The sequence below is a fragment of the Streptomyces dioscori genome (assembly GCF_003024195.1).
Taxonomy (GTDB): domain Bacteria; phylum Actinomycetota; class Actinomycetes; order Streptomycetales; family Streptomycetaceae; genus Streptomyces; species Streptomyces dioscori.
Genome location: NZ_KZ679046.1, coordinates 177833 through 196833 on the forward strand (window position 1 = coordinate 177833; position 19001 = coordinate 196833).

At 71.7% G+C, this 19001-nt stretch carries 17 protein-coding genes, 2 pseudogenes and 1 riboswitch; of the genes and pseudogenes, 6 read left to right on the top strand and 13 right to left on the bottom strand.

Features of this window, described 5'->3' with window-relative positions; translation table 11 throughout:
- Positions 1 to 146: 146 nt before the first annotated feature.
- Positions 147 to 2714 (bottom strand): ABC transporter permease, encoded by a 2568-nt coding sequence (locus C6Y14_RS23480; RefSeq protein WP_107018766.1) that lies wholly within the window; start codon positions 2712 to 2714, stop codon positions 147 to 149.
- Between the two features lie 257 nt (positions 2715 to 2971).
- Positions 2972 to 3772 (bottom strand): annotated as a pseudogene (locus C6Y14_RS23485) (ABC transporter ATP-binding protein); the annotation flags it as partial.
- Positions 3773 to 3983: 211 nt separating this feature from the next.
- Between C6Y14_RS23485 and C6Y14_RS23490 the strand changes: the two are divergent.
- Together C6Y14_RS23490 and C6Y14_RS23495 are read left to right on the top strand one after the other, a co-directional pair.
- Entirely contained in the window at positions 3984 to 4259 is a 276-nt protein-coding gene (locus C6Y14_RS23490; RefSeq protein WP_107018767.1) for a toxin-antitoxin system HicB family antitoxin, read from the top strand.
- A gap of 49 nt (positions 4260 to 4308) precedes the next feature.
- Entirely contained in the window at positions 4309 to 4647 is a 339-nt protein-coding gene (locus C6Y14_RS23495; RefSeq protein ID WP_107018924.1) for a fic family toxin-antitoxin system, toxin component, read from the top strand.
- 23 nt (positions 4648 to 4670) lie between these two features.
- Here the strand turns inward: C6Y14_RS23495 and C6Y14_RS23500 are convergent, their stop codons facing one another.
- On the bottom strand, positions 4671 to 5357 hold the full coding sequence (locus C6Y14_RS23500) for a class I SAM-dependent methyltransferase (protein ID WP_107018768.1): 687 nt from the start codon (positions 5355 to 5357) through the stop codon (positions 4671 to 4673).
- 171 nt (positions 5358 to 5528) lie between these two features.
- Positions 5529 to 6019 (bottom strand): annotated as a pseudogene (locus tag C6Y14_RS23505) (esterase/lipase family protein).
- A 169-nt stretch (positions 6020 to 6188) separates the two neighbouring features.
- On the opposite strand from C6Y14_RS23505, the gene C6Y14_RS23510 reads away from it, so the two are divergent.
- Positions 6189 to 8420 (top strand): helix-turn-helix transcriptional regulator, encoded by a 2232-nt coding sequence (locus tag C6Y14_RS23510; protein ID WP_107018925.1) that lies wholly within the window; start codon positions 6189 to 6191, stop codon positions 8418 to 8420.
- Between the two features lie 476 nt (positions 8421 to 8896).
- Here C6Y14_RS23510 and bioD read toward each other — a convergent pair whose 3' ends face one another.
- The 3 genes from bioD to bioB are packed head-to-tail and all read right to left on the bottom strand — an operon-like array spanning position 8897 to position 12147.
- Complete coding sequence (gene bioD / locus C6Y14_RS23515) at positions 8897 to 9619, bottom strand: dethiobiotin synthase (protein ID WP_107018769.1); 723 nt, start codon at positions 9617 to 9619, stop codon at positions 8897 to 8899.
- A 1-nt stretch (position 9620) separates the two neighbouring features.
- Positions 9621 to 10934 (bottom strand): adenosylmethionine--8-amino-7-oxononanoate transaminase, encoded by a 1314-nt coding sequence (locus tag C6Y14_RS23520; protein WP_107018770.1) that lies wholly within the window; start codon positions 10932 to 10934, stop codon positions 9621 to 9623.
- The gene (gene bioB / locus C6Y14_RS23525) at positions 10927 to 12147 is read right to left on the bottom strand and encodes a biotin synthase BioB (protein ID WP_107018771.1); all 1221 of its coding nucleotides are present in this window, start codon (positions 12145 to 12147) and stop codon (positions 10927 to 10929) included. Before bioB ends, C6Y14_RS23520 begins: the two co-directional genes overlap by 8 nt.
- A gap of 244 nt (positions 12148 to 12391) precedes the next feature.
- On the opposite strand from bioB, the gene C6Y14_RS23530 reads away from it, so the two are divergent.
- Positions 12392 to 13555 (top strand): 8-amino-7-oxononanoate synthase, encoded by a 1164-nt coding sequence (locus tag C6Y14_RS23530; RefSeq protein WP_107018772.1) that lies wholly within the window; start codon positions 12392 to 12394, stop codon positions 13553 to 13555.
- Here the strand turns inward: C6Y14_RS23530 and C6Y14_RS23535 are convergent.
- A complete protein-coding gene (locus C6Y14_RS23535) occupies positions 13536 to 13772 on the bottom strand; it encodes a DUF397 domain-containing protein (protein ID WP_107018773.1) in 237 nt (78 codons plus the stop codon). The two genes, C6Y14_RS23530 and C6Y14_RS23535, sit on opposite strands and share 20 nt — an antisense overlap.
- A gap of 9 nt (positions 13773 to 13781) precedes the next feature.
- The gene (locus C6Y14_RS23540; RefSeq protein ID WP_107018774.1) at positions 13782 to 14651 is read right to left on the bottom strand and encodes a helix-turn-helix domain-containing protein; all 870 of its coding nucleotides are present in this window, start codon (positions 14649 to 14651) and stop codon (positions 13782 to 13784) included.
- 260 nt (positions 14652 to 14911) lie between these two features.
- Between C6Y14_RS23540 and C6Y14_RS23545 the strand changes: the two genes are divergently transcribed.
- Entirely contained in the window at positions 14912 to 15355 is a 444-nt protein-coding gene (locus tag C6Y14_RS23545; protein ID WP_107018775.1) for an ATP-binding protein, read from the top strand.
- Positions 15356 to 15455: 100 nt separating this feature from the next.
- On the opposite strand, the gene C6Y14_RS23550 is transcribed toward C6Y14_RS23545, so the two are convergent.
- The 4 genes from C6Y14_RS23550 to C6Y14_RS23565 form a co-directional block, all read right to left on the bottom strand.
- Entirely contained in the window at positions 15456 to 15950 is a 495-nt protein-coding gene (locus tag C6Y14_RS23550) for a DUF6328 family protein (RefSeq protein ID WP_107018776.1), read from the bottom strand.
- Positions 15951 to 16140: 190 nt separating this feature from the next.
- Positions 16141 to 16614, bottom strand: a complete 474-nt coding sequence (locus tag C6Y14_RS23555) for a C40 family peptidase (protein ID WP_107018777.1) — start codon at positions 16612 to 16614, stop codon at positions 16141 to 16143.
- 3 nt (positions 16615 to 16617) lie between these two features.
- A riboswitch (cyclic di-AMP (ydaO/yuaA leader) is annotated at positions 16618 to 16773 on the bottom strand.
- Positions 16774 to 17151: 378 nt separating this feature from the next.
- On the bottom strand, positions 17152 to 17460 hold the full coding sequence (locus tag C6Y14_RS23560) for a hypothetical protein (RefSeq protein WP_107018778.1): 309 nt from the start codon (positions 17458 to 17460) through the stop codon (positions 17152 to 17154).
- A 7-nt stretch (positions 17461 to 17467) separates the two neighbouring features.
- Positions 17468 to 18157, bottom strand: coding sequence for an ATP-dependent Clp protease proteolytic subunit (locus C6Y14_RS23565; RefSeq protein WP_404828819.1), 690 nt, complete (start codon positions 18155 to 18157; stop codon positions 17468 to 17470).
- Positions 18158 to 18227: 70 nt separating this feature from the next.
- On the opposite strand from C6Y14_RS23565, the gene C6Y14_RS23570 reads away from it, so the two are divergent.
- Positions 18228 to 18509, top strand: a complete 282-nt coding sequence (locus C6Y14_RS23570) for a type II toxin-antitoxin system Phd/YefM family antitoxin (RefSeq protein WP_107018780.1) — start codon at positions 18228 to 18230, stop codon at positions 18507 to 18509.
- Positions 18510 to 19001: the final 492 nt, after the last annotated feature.

Consider the following 19001-nt stretch of genomic DNA (forward strand, 5'->3'; position numbering starts at 1 on the left):
TCCACGATCCGGACACCTTGATCCCGACACCGTGATCCCGACACAGTGATCCGGACACATCGATCCGGATGCGTCGATCCGGCGACATCGATCCGACCGCGTCGATCCGGACAGATTCCGGGACGGGGTCACCCGCCCCGGGCCGGTCACTCGTGCGCGATGGCTGCGAGCACGTTCATGCGGGACGCGCGCAGCGCCGGGAGCAGGGCCGCCACGATGCCCACGACGGCCGAGCCCACCACGACCGCGACCAGCGTGGTCCACGGGACCGCGAACGCCTCCATCCCCTGCAGGGCGAGCACCTGCTGCACGCACACGCCCCACACGAGACCGAGCGCGAGCCCCAGGACCGCGCCGAACACGGCGATCACCACCGACTCCAGCCGGATCATCCGGCGCAGCTGCCGGCGGCCGAGACCGATCGCGCGCAGCAGCCCGATCTCGCGGGTGCGCTCCACGACGGACAGGGCGAGGGTGTTGACCACGCCGAGCACCGCGATGACGATCGCGAGCCCCAGCAGCGCGTACACGAGGTACAGCAGCACGGCGATCTGGTCGTGGATCAGCTTCTTGTAGTCCGCCAGGTCACGTACCTGCACCTGCGGATACGGGTCGAGCGTCTTGTCCAGGGCGGCGCGCAGGGCGCCGTCGGAGGTGCCGGAGGCCGCGTTCACGTACAGCGCGGAGTCCTGGCCGCCCGGCACGAACTTCTCGACGGTGGCGAAGCCCAGGAAGAGCCCGCCCTGTGTGCCGAAGCCCTCCGCGGCGTCCTGGTCGGTCAGCGCGGCGACCTTCAGCTCCGTCTTCCGTCCGCCGGGGAACTCGACGGGGATCGTGCTGCCGACCCGCACGTCGTGGTCCTCGGCGAAGCCGGCGTCCATCGCGATGTTCCCGTCCGCGAGCGCCGCGGCCGTGTCCCCCTCGGCGTAGGTGATGCGGGCGACGTCGTCGAGGTCCGGGTCGTAGCCGGACGCGGTCGTCTCGACGCGCTTGCCGTCCGGCAGCCGGACGGCGACCGGCGCGAACCGCTGCCGTACGACGAGCCCCGCACCCTCCGTGGCCATCACCTTCTCGGTGATCTCCTGCGGGAACGGCATGAAGTTGGCGTTCTGCACCACGAAGTCGGCGCCCAGCGTCTTGTCGATCTGCTCGTCGAAGGACTTGGTCATGGACGCGCTCGCCACGGACATTCCGCCGACGAGGGCGAGGCCCACCATCAGGGCGGCGGCGGTGGCGCCCGTGCGACGCGGGTTGCGCAGCGCGTTGCGCTGGCTCATCCGGCCGACCGAACCGAACACGGCGGGGAAGAATCCGCCGAGGACCCGGATCACCGGACGGACGAGCAGCGGCCCCGCGATCACCGTCGCGACGAGGGTGAGGACGACACCGAGGCCCAGCAGCGAGGCGGCGGACGAGGTCTCCGTGGAGGTCGCGCAGCCCACGAGGGCGGCGGCGCCCAGTGCGCCGACGATCGCGCCCACGACGGCCCGTACCCGCAACGGCCGCCCCACGCCGGCGATCTCGGCGTCCGCCAGCGCGGCCATCGGCGACACCGTGGCCGCCCGGCGGGCCGGCAGGTACGCCGCGACGAATGTGACGCCCACCCCGACGACGTACGCCGCCACGGGCGTCCCCCACCCGACGACCATCTCGGTGGTCTTCAGGTTCATGCCGAACACACTCATGAGCTTGATCAGCCCGTAGGCGAGGGCGATGCCGGTGGCAAGGCCGAGCGTCGAGCCCACCAGGCCGAGCAGGACCGCCTCCGTGAGCACGGACCGGCGCACCTGCCGCCGGTCGGCGCCGAGCGCGCGCAACAGGCCCAGTTCGCGGGTGCGTTGAGCGATCAGCATGGAGAAGGTGTTGACGATCAGGAAGACCCCGACCAGCACCGCGATACCCGCGAAGCCGAGCATCACGTACTTGATCACGTCGAGGAATCCGCCGAGCTGGGAAGCGGCCGAATCGGCCTGCTCGTCCGCGGTCTCCAACTCGTACCTGCCCGAACCGAGTTCGGTGGCGATACGCCGCTTGAGCTGGGCGTCGGTCACTCCCTGGTCCGCGTCCACCTGGATGCTGGTGGCGACCCCGTCCCGGCCCAGCAGCTTGTCCGGCGCGACGGCCGGGTCGACGAAGACGAGTGCGGCGCCCGGGTTGGTGGTCTTGAAGGTCGCGATGCCGACGACCTCCACCTTGAACGACCCCGGCTGCGCGATCACCGTCAGCGGATCACCGATGCCCACGTTCTTCTTGTCGGCGGTGTCCGCGTCGATGAGTGCCTCGCCGGGGCCGCGGGGGGCGTGCCCCGAGGTCAGTTTCACGGGGCTGCGGTCGGTGACGTACCAGTCGGCGGCGATGGTGGGCGCGCCCGTGGTCGGGCCCACCGACTCGTTGTCCTTGTCGACGACGGTGACGTTCTCGACGGAGACGTCCGGCCGGGCGAGGGCGACCCCGTCGATCTTCGAGATGCGGTCCACGAGGCTCGTGGGCACCGTCTCGACGGCCCCGGAGGGTATCTGGGACTCCAGATCCTCCTTAGGGCTCAGGGTGACGTCGGCCGAGGTGGACGCGAAGAGCCGGTCGAAGGTCCGGCTGACGGTGTCCGAGAAGATGAGGCTGCCCGCGACGAACGCCACGGACAGGACGACGGCCAGCGCCGAGAGCAGCAGCCGGCCCTTGTGGGCGAGGAAACTCCGGAGTGTCGCCTTCAGCACGACGGCCTGCCTCAGTCCCTGTCGGGGGCGATGCCCTGGTCTGGAACGCTCTTGTGGTCGCTGCTCTGGTCGCCGCCCTGTTCGGGGACGCTCGTACGGTCGGATCCGGAGGAGGGGTCGGATACGCGCTCGGGCTCGGACCTACGCTCGGGCTCGGACCTACGCTCGGGCTCGGACCCGCGCTCGGGCTCGGACCCGCGCCCGGAATCGGACCCGCGCTCGGGCTCCGACCCGCGCCCGGAATCGAGGCCGGGCCCGGAGTCCCCCTCGGACTCCGAGGCCCCGCGGATCGTGTCGAACCTCTTCATGCGCTCCAGTACCGCGTCCGCCGTCGGCCGGGCCATCTCGTCCACGATCCGCCCGTCCCCGAGGAAGAGGACCAGGTCGGCGTGGGCCGCCGCGCCGGGATCGTGGGTGACCATGACCACGGTCTGGCCCAGCTCGTCGACGGCGTCCCGCAGGAAGCCGAGCACCTCCAGGCCGGCGCGCGAGTCGAGGTTCCCGGTCGGCTCGTCCGCGAAGATCAGCTCGGGACGCGAGGCGAGCGCCCTGGCGCAGGCCACCCGCTGCTGCTGACCGCCGGAGAGTTGCGCGGGCCGGTGCTTGAGGCGGTCGCGCAGACCCAGCTGGTCGATGACCTGGTTCAGCCACTTCTCGTCGGGCTTCTGGCCCGCGATGTCCATCGGCAGGGTGATGTTCTCCGCCGCGTTCAGCGTCGGGATCAGGTTGAACGACTGGAACATGAAGCCGATACGGTCCCGCCGCAGCCGGGTCAGCTCGCGGTCCTTGAGCCCGGTGATCTCGGTGTCGCCCAGCCACACCTGGCCGGCCGAGACGGAGTCCAGCCCCGCCAGGCAGTGCATCAGGGTGGACTTCCCGGATCCCGAGGGACCCATGACCGCCGTGAAGCGGCCCCGCGCGATGTCCACGTCGACCGAGTCGAGGGCGAGCACGGCCGTCTCACCCGACCCGTACGCCTTCGTCAGACCTCGGGCACGGGCCGCCGACTCCTCGGCGCCCGTGCGCCCGAGGGCGTGCTCCGCAGCTGCTGTGGACAAGGCCGCCTCCCCGTGGTCGGACTCCGGTGTCCGCGGGCGAGCCTAGTGTGATACGGGGCACACCCGGTATCCCCCCGAAGTGCCGGGTGTTCTCCGCCGCAGGTCGGTCCTCTCAGGGTCCATGTAAGGGGCACCCTTAAGGGGTGCCCGGAGGATCGGCCACCCTCGGCCCCTCTTGCCCTTGCTAGCGTTTCGGCGCTAGCTTCGAAGCATGGCTAAGACCCAGCTGAACGTGCGCGTGGACGAGGGCACCGCCCGGGCCGCGCGTGAACGCGCCCTGGCCCGCGGGGTGAGCGTCAACCGCTACATCGAGGAATTGGTCAGACAGGACACCGGGGAAGCCGGCCACACCTTCGTCGAGGCCGCCGCCGACTTCATGAAGCAGTACGAGTCCGTCTTCACCGAGGAGTTCGGCACGGACCGGGCGGCGGACCGGAGCGCGAACCGGGGTACGGACCGGGGTGCGGACCGGGAAGGTCATCGCTGAGCCCTTGAACGAACCACTGAACATCAGAGTCGACCTCGCCTGGCTCCTCATGGTCGCCGAGCACAAGACACCGGGGGACCCGCAGGTCGTCGACTGGGGTGCCCTCGTCGCCGCGGTCGGCCGCCACGAGGCCGAGATCTTCGGCGTCCCCGTGTACGACAGCCCGCACGCCCGTGCCGCCGCACTGCTCCAGGTGCTGCTGCACGTCCCGGCGCTGGAGCGCTCCAACGCGATGTACGCGATGGCCGTCGCGTACGCCTACCTCGTCGCCAGCGGCCTGAAGGTCGTCACCTCGCCCGAGCAGGTCCGCGACCTGGCCAGACTGGTCAAGACGGGCGAGGCCACGGTCCAGGACATCGCGCGCGAGCTGCGCCAGTGGACTCTTTGAGCCCTATCCGCCGGGACATGGTTTCAGGAGGCGGACGGGCGGCGAGCGGTGCCCAGCACGCAGTACGAGCTGGGCGTGCGCGGCCCCCTCTCGGGCACCAGCAGCCGCCGGTGAGGGCCGAGTTCGTACCCCGCGTCCCGGATCGCGCCGACCGGGTCCCGGCCCACATGGCAGCCGCCGAACAGCGGGGGCCACACCGTACGGTCGAGGAGGCGCTGGCCGGCCGCCATCGCCCGGCCACCGCCACTGCCGTGCTCGAAGAAGCGCAGCTCACCGCCCGGACGCAGCACGCGGTGGATCTCGGCCAGGGCCCGCGGCAGATCTCGTACGCTGCACAGCACCAGGGAGACCACGGCCCCGTCGAACGCCTCGCTCTTGACCGGCAGGGCCTCCGCGACCCCCGGCACCACGTCGACGGGTACGTCGGAACGGAGCGCCGCGGTCACGGCCAGCTGCCGCAGCCGGCGCTCGGGTTCGATCGCGACGACCTCCGAGACCGTGCTCGGATAGTGGGCGAAGTTCAGTCCGTTGCCCGCGCCGATCTCGATGACCCGGCCGGAGAGTCCGGCGAGCAGTTCCTCGCGGTGGACACCGATCGTCGGCTCCGCAGCCACGCTGAGCCGGGCGTAGAAGCGGGCGAACAGCGGATGGTGCACCGGAGTCGTGGACAGCGCGCCGGTCTGGGCGGTGCTGGAGCCGCGCGATCGCATGAGGCCTCCCCCTGGGGCGTGGACCTACCGCGATTGTCCCCCCGAAGGACCGCGCTCACCCGTCCGTCACCGCGCATTGCCGCCGCGGCCCGCCCCGCGGACGCCCGGTGCCTGCCCCGCGGCCCCGGTCGGGCGGGGCCACGGGACGGACGCGGACGCACGCGTGGGACGTCAGGCGATGAAGTCCCGCACCTGCTCATAGACGCCGTAGTCGTTGTTCATGTCGGTGTGCGAGACGCATCCGACCTCTACATTGGTGGCGCCGCTGAGGATCGCGCTGGTGTCGGGGGTCAGGGCGTCGTCGCAGTTCGACCAGTAACTGGCGTAGGAGACACCGCCGGGTGTCTCGTCCCCCGTGTTGAGCGACGTCAGGAACGAACTGCCCGTGTACATCTCAGCGGTGGCCAGTTGCTGGGCGGTCGTGACGTTCGACCGGCCCCAGTCGTACGACCAGGAGTGGAGCTCGGCACTCGTGTAGCCGTCGGCCTCGAAGTCGGCGACCCAGTCGTCCCAGCTGCTCGACGAACTGCTGAGTCCGTGTACGAAGACGACGGGATTGTGGGTGCCGCGTGGGCCGGGGAAGCGGGCAGGAACAGGAACATGAGCAGCGACGCGAGCGCGGCTGCGAAGACCGTGCCGGCAGTGCGAATGCGGCGGGTCATGACGCCTCCTGACGGGGGTGGGTTCGGCAGGAGTGTCCGGTGGGGTCTACGCGCGCCGCATCGGTGTAATCGCCGGTCTTTACGCACCACTTAACTCGCCAGTAACGTAACTGGCGTGGTGACCTCGGTGAACCCCCCGCCTCTCCCGCACCCTTCGCCACCGCCCCTGATGAACGTCCCGCAACAACCGGACAACGCCTCGCGGCCCCCCACGCGAACGCCGTTGTCCGAGGGCGTCCGGGTCAGGGTGCTGTGCGCCGCGCACGGTGATCCCCTCGCCGCGGCGGAACTCGCGGCCGTCCTCGGCGAGCGCCAACGCGCCGGTCTGGACCCGCTTCCGGCGGACCTCGTCGGTGCGGTACCGGGCCTGCTGCGCGCCCGCCGCCCCGAACTCCGCTCGCTCGCCCCGGCCACCCGGCGCCTGCTCCTGATCGCCGCCGCCGACCAGCACCCGTTCGCCGCGCGCGCCTACCAACGGGCGCTCGCCGCCGCCCGGTTGGACACCGGTCCCCTCGACGACGCAGAGGCGGCCGGGCTCGCCCGTACGACCTCCGAGGGTGTCGTGTTCCGGGACCCCTGGACCCGTATCGCCGCCTACGAGACGGCGTCCGCCGTCGACCGGCGCGAGACGCACCGCCTGCTCGCCCGGGTCCTGCGCGGCGAGGGCGAGGCGCCCCGGCGGTCCTGGCACCGGGCCGCCGCCGCGCTCGGCCCCAGCCGGCGCCTCGCGGCGGAACTGCGCGCCTCGGCCCACGAAGCGCGCGCCGCCGGCGAACACGCCCTGGCCTGCGGGCTCCTCGAACGGGCGGCAGCCCTGACCCCGGACCCGCGCGAACGCCCGCGCCTGCTGGCCCGGGCCGCCGCCGACGCCTGGCGCTCCGGCGACGGCGACCGGGCCCGCCGCCTGGCCGCCCACGGAGACGTCGACGTCGACGGCCTGAGCGGAGTGCTCGCTCTACGCGCGGAGAACGCCACGGAGGCGTTCGACGCGCTGCTCACGGCGGCGGAGCGGGGCGCGGCGCGCGGCGGGGAACGTGACGGGACGGGCGGCGGGCAACGTGACGGGACGCGCGGTGGACAACGTGACGGGGAACGGGACGCCGGCACTGCAGCGCACCTGGTGGCACGTGCCACCGAAGCCGCCATCTACACCGGTGACCTGCGCCGCTGCCGGGAGGCCGCCGCCGTCGCCGCCCGGCTCGGCATCGCCGTGCCCGGCACGCTCGGCGGACTGACCGCGGCGTTCGAAGGCCGGTACGAGGACGCCCGCGACCTGCTGCGAGCGGCCGCCGGACGCTGCGGACCCGGCGGCGACCCCACCGCGCTGATCCACTCCTCCATCGCCGCGCTGCTCCTCGGCGACCACACCCGCGCGGCGTCCGCGGCCGTCCGGGCCGCCGCCTCGGCCCGCGCCCTGGGCGAGCCCGCGACCGTTCCGCAGGCCATGGAGTTCCGGGCGTACGCCGAGTTCTGGACGGGACGCCCGCGATCCGCCGGGGCCGCCACGCTGGAGGCCCTGCGACAGGCGTACGCCACCGGGCAGGACAACGGCGCCTGCCACCTCCAGGCGGCCCTCGCCATGTTCGCGGCCGTCGCCGGGGACGAGGAACTCTGCCGGGCGCGCGCCGAGATGGCCCGCGCGCACGCCCTGGAGCACGGCCTCGGGCTGCCCGCCGCGCTGGCCCTGTGGGCGCTCGCCTTCCTCGACCTCGGCACGGGCCGTTACGCGGCAGCCGCGTCCCGGCTGCGCGCGCTCGCCGGATTCGGCCCCGGGCACGGGCACCGGGCCGTCCGCCATCTCGCCACCCCGCACTACGTGGAGGCCGCCGTCCGCACCGGCGACACGCGCGTCGCGCGCAGCGCCCACGCCGACTACGACCGCTGGGCCCATGTCGTGCGCAGCGCGGACGACCTCGCGCTGAGCGCCCGCTGCCGGGCCCTGCTGACGACCGGGCACGAGGCCGCCGACCACTACCGGACGGCTCTCGACCTCCACGCGGGCGGCACCCGGGACTTCGAACGGGCCCGTACGGAGCTGCTGTTCGGCGGTGCGCTGCGGCGGCTGCGGCGGCGGACGGAGGCGCGGGACCGGCTGCACAGTGCGCTGGAGGCCTTCGAACACTTCGGGGCGCCGCACTGTGCGGCTCAGGCGCGGGCGGAGTTGCGGGCGCTGGGTGCGCCTGTCCGGTCTTCGGCCGGCTCAGCGGGCATGGCCGGTCTGCTGACCGCGCAGCAGCTCACGGTGGCGCGGATGGCGGCGGAGGGGGCGACCAACCGGGAGATCGCTGCTCGGCTGCTGCTCAGTCCGCGGACCATCGACCATCACCTGCGCGGGGTCTTCAACCGCCTGGGCATACGATCCCGGATCGAACTGGTGAGACTCCTGACCCCGGAGGAGTGAACGCACCGACCGCGGGCCGGTGGGGCCGTTCGCGCAGTTCCCCGCGCCCCTGAAGACGTCGTTCGTCCGCGGGCCGGTGGGGGTTGCTCGCGCCGTTCCCCGCGCCCCTGAAAACCGCGTTCGTCTGCGGGCCGGTGGGGGTTGCTCGCGCCGTTCCCCGCGCCCCTGAAAACCGCGTTCGTCTGCGGGCCGGTGGGGGTGGGCCGCGCAGTTCCCCGCGCCCCTCGGGGAGGGGCTGCGCCCCGTCCCACTCAGGGGCGCGGGGAACGGCGCAGTCTTTTCGTCTTTGGCTTTTAGGGGCGCGGGGAACGGCGCGATCTTTTGTCTTTGCTCTTAGGGGCGCGGGGAACGGCGCAATCTTTTGGCTTTGGGCCGCACAGGAACGTGGCGCCCAGCCCGGTCCTTCAGGGGCGCGGGGAACTGCGCGGTCGGCCACACACGGCCCGCACCCCACCACCGGCCCGAGCCCATCCCGCTCAGACGGCCCCCGCGTGCGCGGCCGCGAACACGTCCGCGTCCCACGTACCGCCCAGCCCCGGCCCCAGCCAACTCCCCACCGCCCCGGGGAACTCCGCAGCCGGCCCCCGCCCAACCCCCTCCGGCAACGCGCCCAGCAACGGCGCACCCGCCACGACAGGAAGATCGAGGACGTTGCATCGCGACGCCAGATCCGGTTCGTCCGGCCAGCTGCCGATGACCACACCGAGCAGATCGAGCCCCCGGGAACGAAGTTCCCGCGCGGTCAGCTCCGTCGTGTTGAGCGTTCCGAGCCCGGCGGAGGCAACCACCACCACAGGGGCCCCCAACAGCCGCGCGGCGTCCGCGAGCGTCCCGCCCGCGTCGTCGAACCGGACGAGCAGCCCGCCCGCCCCTTCCACCAGCACGAGGTCGTGCTCGGTGGCCAGCTCGGCCGCGGCCTCCGCCACCTGTTCGGGCCGCACCGGCGCGAGACCGGCCCGCCGGGCGGCCGTTCCGGGCGCCAACGGCTCGGGATAGCGGGCGAGTTCGACGGCCGTGACCGCACCGGCGAGCCGCGCCACTTCCTCGGCATCGCCGGGTTCGCCCGGCAGCACACCTGTCTGCGCGGGCTTGAGTACGGCCACCGACCGCCCGGCCGCGACGGCCGCCGCGGCCACCGCGGCCGTGGCGACGGTCTTCCCGACCTCCGTGCCGGTCCCCGTGATCACCAGTACCGTCATCTCAGCCCTCTCGCGCCGCCGCGCACGCGGCGGCCGTGATCCGCGCCAGATCGGCGTCACCGGTGACGTACGGCGGCATCGTGTAGACGAGGTCCCGGAAGGGACGCAGCCACACGCCTTCGCGCACCGCCGCCCGGGTCGCCGCCGCCATGTCGATCTCGTGGTCCAGCTGCACGACCCCGATGGCACCGAGGACGCGTACGTCCCGGACGCCGGGCAGTTCCGCCGCCGGCGCCAGCCCGTCCCGCAGCCCCGTCTCGATCCGTTTGACCTCGGTCTGCCAGTCCTGGCCGAGGAGGAGGTCGATCGAGGCACACGCCACGGCGGCGGCGAGGGGGTTGCCCATGAAGGTCGGGCCGTGGGCGAGTACCGGCACCTCGCCCCGCGAGATGCCTTCCGCGACCCGCGAGGTGCACAGCGTCGCCGCCATCGTCAGATACCCGCCGGTCAGCGCCTTGCCGACGCACATCACGTCCGGCGTCACGCCCGCGTGGTCCGCCGCGAACAGCGCCCCGGTGCGCCCGAAGCCCGTCGCGATCTCGTCGAACACGAGCAGCACGTCGTGGGCGTCGCACGCCTCGCGCAGCACCCGCAGATACGCGGGGGAGTGGAACCGCATCCCGCCCGCGCCCTGCACCACCGGCTCGACGATCACCGCTGCCAGCTCGTCCGCGTGCCGTTCGATCAGCGCACGCAAGTGATCGGCGTACGCCTCCTCGTACGCGACCGGTGGCGCGTCGGCGAAGACCTGGCGCTGGAGCACGCCCTGCCACAGCTCGTGCATCCCGCCCTCGGGGTCGCACACCGACATCGGCTGCCAGGTGTCGCCGTGATAGCCGCCGCGCCAGGTCAGCAGTCGCTGCTTGCCGGGGCGGCCGAGCGAACGCCAGTGCTGGAGGCACATCTTGACGGCGACCTCGACGGACACGGAGCCGGAGTCGGCCAGGAAGACGTGCTCAAGTCCTTCCGGAGACATGTCGACAAGGCGCTTCGCCAGTCGCACGGCCGGTTCGTGCGTGAGCCCGCCGAACATCACATGGCTCATCCGGCCGAGCTGGTCGCGGGCCGCCTCGTTGAGGGCCGGGTGGTTGTAGCCGTGGATCGCGGACCACCAGGACGACATGCCGTCGATCAGCTCGTCGCCACCCCCACCGCCACCGTCGTCGGCCAACCGCAGCCGCACCCCGCTCGCCGACTCCACGACGAGCGGTTCCTGCCGACCGGGCATCGGTCCGTACGGGTGCCAGACGTGCCGCCGGTCGAGTTCGAGCAGCTCACGCACGGCAGGGCCGGGGGACGGGGGCAGATCAGGCATTGGGTGCGAGATCCGTTCCGGCGCCCCGACGGCGTACCGAGACCAGGTCCGTACGCGCCTCGGAGTTCCGCACGGCCTCCTGGACCAGCTCCTCGGGAGCCGTCTCCTGTGCGGTCGAGCCGCAGGGTCCGCAACCGCCGCCCCCGTGCGAACCGCACCCCGTACCGGCCTCGGTGTCAGTGTGCGAGCCGCAGCCGGCGTGCGCGGTGGCCCGGTGCTCCGGGAGCGTCACCTCGCCCGTGCCCTCCACCTCGAAACCGGCGTCCGCGATCATGTCCAGGTCCGCCTTGCCCGCCTGGCCCTCACTGGTGAGGTAGTCGCCGAGGAAGATCGAGTTGGCGAGGTGCAGGGCGAGGGGCTGCATCGTACGGAGATGGACCTCGCGCCCGCCCGCGATGCGCACCTCGACGTCCGGGCAGACGAACCGGACCATCGCGAGGATGCGCAGACACCGCTGCGGGGTGAGGTTCCACTCCTTGGCGAGCGGGGTGCCCTCGAAGGGGATCAGGAAGTTGACCGGGACCGAGTCCGGGTCGAGGGCCCGCAGCGCGTAGACGACGTCGACGAGGTCCTCGTCGCTCTCGCCCATGCCCGCGATCAGACCGGAGCAGGCGGACAGACCCGCCGCGTGCGCCCTGCGGACCGTGTCCACGCGGTCGGCGTACGTGTGGGTGGTGGTGATGTCCCCGTACGTCCCCTCGGACGTGTTGAGGTTGTGGTTGTAGGCGTCCGCCCCCGCGTCGCGCAGCCGCTCGGCCTGGCCGTCCGAGAGGAGTCCGAGGCACGCGCACACCTCGACGCCCTCGTTCTGGTCCTTGATCGCCTTGATGGTGTCCGAGACCCGGTCGACGTCACGGTCGGTGGGACCGCGTCCGCTCGCCACCAGGCACACCCGCTTGGCGCCGCCCGCCAGCCCGGCCGCCGCGGCCTCGGAGGCCTGGTCGGGCTTCAGCCAGGTGTACTTGAGGATCTCGGCCTTCGAGCCGAGCCGCTGCGAGCAGTAGGAGCAGTCCTCGGGGCACAGACCCGACTTGAGGTTGACGAGGTAGTTGAGCTTCACCCGTCGGCCGAACCACTGGCGGCGTACCTTGCCGGCCGCGGCCACCACATCGAGGAGTTCGTCGTCGGAGGTGGCCAGCACGGCCAGGGCCTCGTCGCGGGTCGGCAGCTCGCGCCGAAGCCCCTTGTCCAGCAGCGTGTTCAGCAGGTCCATGAGATCCGATCCTGGCCTATCCGACCGTGCCGGGCCAAGGAGGGACCGGACAACAGAGACGGTTCGACGTGTGGGTATTGCCACATCATGGGCGGCTGGTGATCCCGCTAGGGTCTGTGCGTTGCCTACAAAAGGCAGCTGTGCGTTGTCTGCACAGGACAGTGGGGACGGCCGGGCGGAAAGTCGTGTGTCGGGGCCCCATGGGACACCCGCACCCACACCCCATCTCATGGCCGGAGGGCACATGGCGCGATCGCCGTTCGAGTGGATCGACGAGCAGGCGCGAGCGCGCTCCAAGGCCGGACTCGTCCGCACCCTGCGCCCGCGCCCCGCGGACTCCGCGCTCCTCGACCTCGCCGGGAACGACTATCTGGGCCTGGCCCGGCACCCCGAGGTCACGGAGGGCGCCGCGCGGGCCGCCCGGACCTGGGGCGGCGGTGCCACCGGCTCCCGGCTCGTCAGCGGCTCCACGGAGCTGCACGCGGAACTCGAACACGAACTGGCCGAGTTCTGCGGCTTCGAGTCCGCCCTCGTCTTCTCCTCCGGCTACGCGGCCAACCTCGCCGCCGTCACCGCGCTGGCGCCGCACGGCTCGCTCATCGTCTCCGACGCGGGCAACCACGCCTCGCTGATCGACGGCTGCCGGCTCGCGCGCGGCACCACGCAGGTCGTCGCCCACGCCGACCCGGACGCCGTCCGCAAGGCGCTGGACACGCGGACCGGGCCCGCGATCGTCGTCTCCGACACGGTCTTCTCGGTGGACGGCGACGCGGCCCCGCTGACGGCCCTGGCCGCGGCCTGCCGGGACGCGGGGGAAGCGGGGCAGTCCGGCAGGCCGGGCGCGGCGCTGGTGCTGGACGACGCGCACGGTCTCGGCGTCATCGGCGACGGCGGGCGGGGCGCCGCGTGGGCGGCGGGACTCGCGGGCGCGCCCGACGTCGTCACCACCGTCACCCTGTCGAAGTCGCTCGGCAGCCAGGGCGGCGCCGTCCTCGGACCGGCCCACGTCATCGAGCATCTGGTGAACGCGGCCCGCACCTTCATCTTCGACACGGGACTGGCCCCCGCGGCGGCGGGCGCGGCCCTGGCGGCCCTGCGTCTGCTGCGCGGGGAACCGGAAAGGGCCGCACGCGCGCGTGCCGTCGCCACCGCCCTCTACGAGCGCCTGACGGCCGAGGGTCTCGAAGCCGTACGGCCCGACGCCGCCGTCGTCTCCGTACGCGCCCCCTCCCCGGAGCAGGCGCTGCGCTGGGCCGCGGAGTGCCGTGCGGCGGGTCTGGCCGTCGGCTGCTTCCGTCCCCCGTCGGTGCCGGACGGCATCTCACGGCTGCGGCTCACGGCCCGCGCGGATCTCACCGACGGGCAGGTCGACCGGGCTGTCGGCGTGATCATCGAAGCGCGCCGATAAAGCCTTCCCAGGCGGCGGGGGCGAAGAGGAGGGCGGGCCCCGACGCGTTCTTGGAGTCGCGCACCGCGAGCAGCCCGGCCCACGGGCCGAAGTCCGGCCGGGCCGTCTCGACGCAGTTGTTCATTCCTGTGCTGCGGCTGCTGCGCTGCCACCGCACACCGTGCAGATGAGCGCTGGGATGGGTGCTGGAAGGTACGTACCGAGGCGTGGCGGGCATGGTGCCTCCTTATGCGCCGTCAGCTACACCGGCGATGAAATCCAACGTGTCCTCGGGCGAAAGGGCCTGGCCCTGAAGGGAGTTGAAGGCCTCCTCGTACGACTGGAGGTCCTCTCTCTGTTCGAGATAAAGGCTACTCGTCAAGTGGTCGAGAACAACCACATCCAGATCAGATCTGTTCGTAAACGAAAAAATAACAAAGGGGCCTGTGACTCCGATGTGAGCCCCAACTCCGAAGGGCAGCACCTGAATCCGCACGTGAGGGAGGTGCGCGGCCTCCCGCAGCCGGTCCAACTGCCGTGCCATGACCTCCGGTCCACCGACGGTCCGCCGCAGCACCGCCTCATCCAGAACGGCACTCAGCCGGAGCGGTTTGTTCGAACGCAGCACCGCCTGGCGCGCGAGACGCACCTTCACCAGCATCTCGACCAGGGCGTCGATCTTGCCGTCGGGCACCCCGTCCAGGGCGGCCCGTGTCACCGCGCGGGCGTACTCCGGTGTCTGCAGGAGGCCCGGAACCACGGAGTTCTCCAGCGTGCGCATCGCGCCCGCCTGCGCCTCAAGGCTGATGAAATCGCTGTACGTCGACGGCAGAAGGCCCCGGTAGGCGTGCCACCAGTGGTGCCGGCCGTCGCCGTCCGCGCCCGCCAGCACGACCAGCAACTCGTACAGCTCCGGGTCCCGGACGTCGTACGCGTCCAGGAGCCGCCGTACGTCCGCGGGCTTGACCCCGCTGCGGCCGGTCTCGATCCGGCTCACCTTCGACTGGTGCCAGCCCACGAGGCGCGCCGCCTCACCGCTCGTGAGGCCCGCGCGGGCACGCAGGGCACGCAGTTCGGCGCCGAGCTTACGTCGGCGCACCGCGGGGCCGTACTGCATGGCCGTCTCCTTCCGACCGTCGCGCAAGCGCTATAGCGCCCGGCGTCACGCCGACGGTAGAGGACAAACCAGCCGCCCGCCCAAATACGGTCGACGGTCGCAGAGTTCACCGCTTCGAGCGACAGATATATGCATATCTTGGTGGATCGGCACCACGAACGCCGAGGTAGTGGCACTCTGGCGCAAGCACCAGTCCGGGACCGACTCGAAGTCATCCGCTTCGGTCGGACCCCGGTCCCGTGGGAAAGGGACGACGTCGCATGGCAGACCACCAGGAAGCATCCGTCACTCTGCCGAGCGATCCCGCCTCGGTCTCCGCCGCCCGTACGTATGTCACCGACGTACTGGCGGAATGGGGACTACCGGCCGACTCGGAGACCGCCGACACGGTTCGGCTCATCGTCTCCGAACTCACCACGAACGCGGTACAGCACACCTTCGGACTGTCACCCACCTTTACGGTGGACATCGAACTCGACCGTGACGAACAACTGCGCATCGGTGTGACCGACAGCCACCCGCGCTTCCCGAAACGGCTGCCGGCGGCTGTTCAGCAGGACAACGGCCGGGGCATGGTGATCATCCGCTGGCTGACCGCGGAGTCCGGCGGCAAGCTCACGGTCCGCCCCACCAGCGAGGGCGGAAAGACGGTGTCGATCATGCTCCCCTGGACGGCCCCCGCACAGCCGGTGCGCGCCGAGTAGGGCCCTGAAGGGGCGCGGGGAACTGCGCGCCCAGCCGCGGCGAGCCCGCACGCAGACAACGTTCCCAATGTTCGGAGGAGCGCCCGTCCGGAGAAGCCCTTTAGTCGTCCGGAGCCTTGTCCGCGGCCCGCTTCAGCAGATACGGCAGGACCTCCCACAGCCCGACGCACAGGAGCAGCGTGGTCGCCCCGGCCACGATCCCCTCGGTCCGGTCCACCGCAACGTCCACGACGAGCAGTACGGAGCCGGTGAGAGCGAGCGCGAGGGCGGCCAGACCGAGCTGCGCGAGCCGGGACGAGGCATTGACCACCAGGGGCTTGGCGCCCTGCTGGAAGAGCCTGCGGTGCAGGGCGGCGGGGGCCGTGAAGAGCGCGGCCGCCAAGACCGAGAGCAGCAGGGTGACGACGTACGTGGTGCGCTGCACGGTGTCGAGGGACGGGAACCGCGGGGTGAAGGCGAGGGTCAGCAGGAAGGCGAAGAGGATCTGGATGCCTGTCTGGGTGACCCGGAGCTCCTGAAGGAGTTCGAGGAAGTTCCGGTCGGCGCGCTCAAGACGGGTCTCGTTGCGCTCCTCGTGGTGGTGCGGAGCGGTCATGAGTGAACGAGTAACCATTCGACGGCCGAAATCACGCGTGAGGCCCTGGCCACTCACGGGTGTCGGGCCGGATCCCGTACGGGCGTCGGGTCGGATCCCCTCACGGGCGTCGGGCGGATCCCTCACAGGTGTCGGGCCGGGTCCCTCACGGGGTGGCCGTGGCGATCGCCACGGCCACCCCGTGGGCGGATCACCTGACCCGGCCGTACCAGACGCTCTTGGTCCAGATCTTCTGGAGCTTCACCACGTCCCCGGTCTTCGGGGAGTGCCAGATCCGTCCCTTCCCGGCGTAGATGCCCACGTGGTAGACGTTCCGGCCCGAGTGGAAGAAGACCAGGTCCCCCTGCTTGCGGTTCGAGGAGGAGACGTGGTTCGTCTTGTTGTACTGGGCCGCAGCCGTGCGGGGCAGCTTCTTGCCCGCCTTCTTGAACGAGTACAGCGTGAGGCCGGAGCAGTCGAAGCGCTTGGGCCCCGTGGCCCCGTACTTGTACGGGGAACCCTTCTTGGAGGCCGCCACCTTGAGTGCCTTCGTCGCGGGGGTGGCCGCTTCCGCGTCGGACGCGAAGCCAGGGGCCACTATGCCGCCGCCTACGGCGGCAATGGTGAGGACCGATGCGGTACCGGCCCTGCTGAACAGCGACGGGACACGATTGAGCGCAGTCATGCGCAACCCTTCGTCAGCCGCCTGTGAAGGATGACCTGTCGGATTCGGGCTGGCGAAGTTGCCCGGCCGCAGCTGCGGCTTCACCCCAAGGGCCACTCGGATCTCTCCGGCGGCCCGTCATGCTTGGGTCCTCCACTCCTGCCGATGCACTTCTGTCGACCGGTCATCCGGGCAGCGGCAGGACTCGGCGTCCGCCCGGACCGCCCCGCCGCTTCTGGCGGGGGCTTGTCGTCGCAGGGATCTTGACGCACTGATGTCCCAAAAGCCGAGCGGAATCGGCGATTTGTGGGCTTACTCACCACTCACCCGTTCGGGTGGACAGCCCTTTCTACGGGTGGGCGTCGAGGGCCTCAAGGACCCCCGCACCAGCACCGGAATGGTTGATTCCGCCTCGGACGTACGCACGTTGCGCAACTCCCGGGGGCCTGCGGGAGCAGCCCCGACTACGCCAACCGGGGGTACTTCTTCTGGTCCGTTTCAACTCTGGTGCGGACGCCTCGTCAAATGCCTGAGTGAGCCCGGACCGATGGGTGTACGTCAGGTGTCGGAGCCGGGCGGCAGGGCGATCCGGCCCGCCCTGCGCTCACCGTCGAGGACGCGCAGGGCCCGGGCAAGGGTTGCGGCATGCAGTTCGTGTTCGCCCCGCTGGTGCATCAGGGTCAGGGCGTCGCGCAGCGCGGTGGCCCTGCCGACCAGGGCCTGGGCCGCGCGCAGTCCGCGGTAGGTGTCGCCGGAGCGGGCCGGGTTGATCCGGCCGAGCAGGTCGACCACCTCCAGATAGCGGTCGATCAGCTCGGCCTCGGCCCGCGTCAGGGCCGGCAGCGGGGGCAACTCGGGTGGGAGCATCGACGGATCACCCCACGCCGGGGGTGCCGGACGTGCCTGATACGTCGTCGGACGCGCCGAGGGCTGCCTTGCGGCTCGGGACGATCCTGTCGATCAGCCCGTACTCCAGCGCCTGGCGGGCGTCGAGGATCTTGTCCCGCTCGATGTCCGCGCCGATACGCTCCCGGCTCCGCCCCGTGTGCAGGGCGAGCATTTCCTCCATCCGGGCGCGGGTGCGCAGCAGTTCGTCCGCCTGGATGGCCAGGTCGGACGCCTGCCCCTGGACCGGCTCGGACAGGTACGGCTGATGGATGAGGACGCGGGCGCCCGGCAGCGCGTACCGCTTGCCCGGTGTGCCCGCGGCCAGCAGTACCGCGGCGGCCGACGCGGCCTGCCCGAGGCAGATCGTCTCCACCTCGCAGCTGACGAACCGCATCGTGTCGTAGACGGCGGCCATCGCGCTGAAGGAGCCGCCGGGGGAGTTGATGTAGAGCGAGATGTCCCGGTCGGGTGCCTGGTACTCAAGGTGCATGAACTGGGCCATCACGTCGTTCGCGGACGTGTCGTCGATCGGCGTCCCGAGAAACACGATCCGCTCTTCGAGGAGCTTGGAGTACGGGTCCATGGTCCGCGTCCCCGAACTGGTGCGCTCGGTGAACTCGGGCAGGACGTGGCGGGCGGACGGTCGGGCGGACGGTCGGGGTGTTGAGCGGGTCACGACACACGCCTCCTCCGGGAGAGGTCCTGTAAAAAATGTACAGGACGTACATGACGTTATGATGGGGAGCATGGCCTACGAGATTCCGGTGACGCAAGCCAGGGCTGAACTCGCCGACCTGATCAACCGCGTGGTGTACGGCGCGGAACGCGTCGTCGTGACGCGGCACGGAAAGCCGCTCGTCGCGCTGGTCTCGGCGGCTGACCTGGAACGACTTGAGAAGCTCGACGCGGTGGGGGACGAGCAGGTGATCAGCGCGGTGTCCGGGGTCCGGCCCGCGCCCGCGCCCGGGTCCGGCGACCGACAGCGATTCGGGATCACGGCGGAGCATCGGGGGCCGGGGGTGTCGTAGGCGGGACGTTGGGGTGCGCGGGTCCCTGACGGGGTGTCCGGGGTCCGTCGTCGGGTGCGGGCCCGGTGGGGGCTGGTCGCGCAGTTCCCCGCGCCCCTGAGGTGGGTGGGGGCTGGCGGCGGATGTCGAGTCCGCCGGCCTCTGGCCGACGGGACGCTCCGGCCGTCACTCCGCCGGCTATGCCGCCGCGGTCGACGGACTGCCCGCACCGTCACTACCCCAGGGGCGCGGGGAACTGCGCCACCAGCCCCCACGGGCCCGCACCCGGCATCGAAGCGCAAGCGGCCGAACTTGTCCGGCTGCCTGGCCGTGACTCGCCCAGGGGCGCGGGGAACTGCGCGGCCGGCCCCCACGGGCCCGCACCCGGCGTTGGAGGGTCAGGCGGGTGAAGTTGTCGGGCTGCCTGGCCGTGACTCGCCCGGGGGCGCGGGGAACTGCGCGGCCGGCCCCCACGGGCCCGCACCCGGCGTCGGAGGGTCAGGCGGGTGAAGT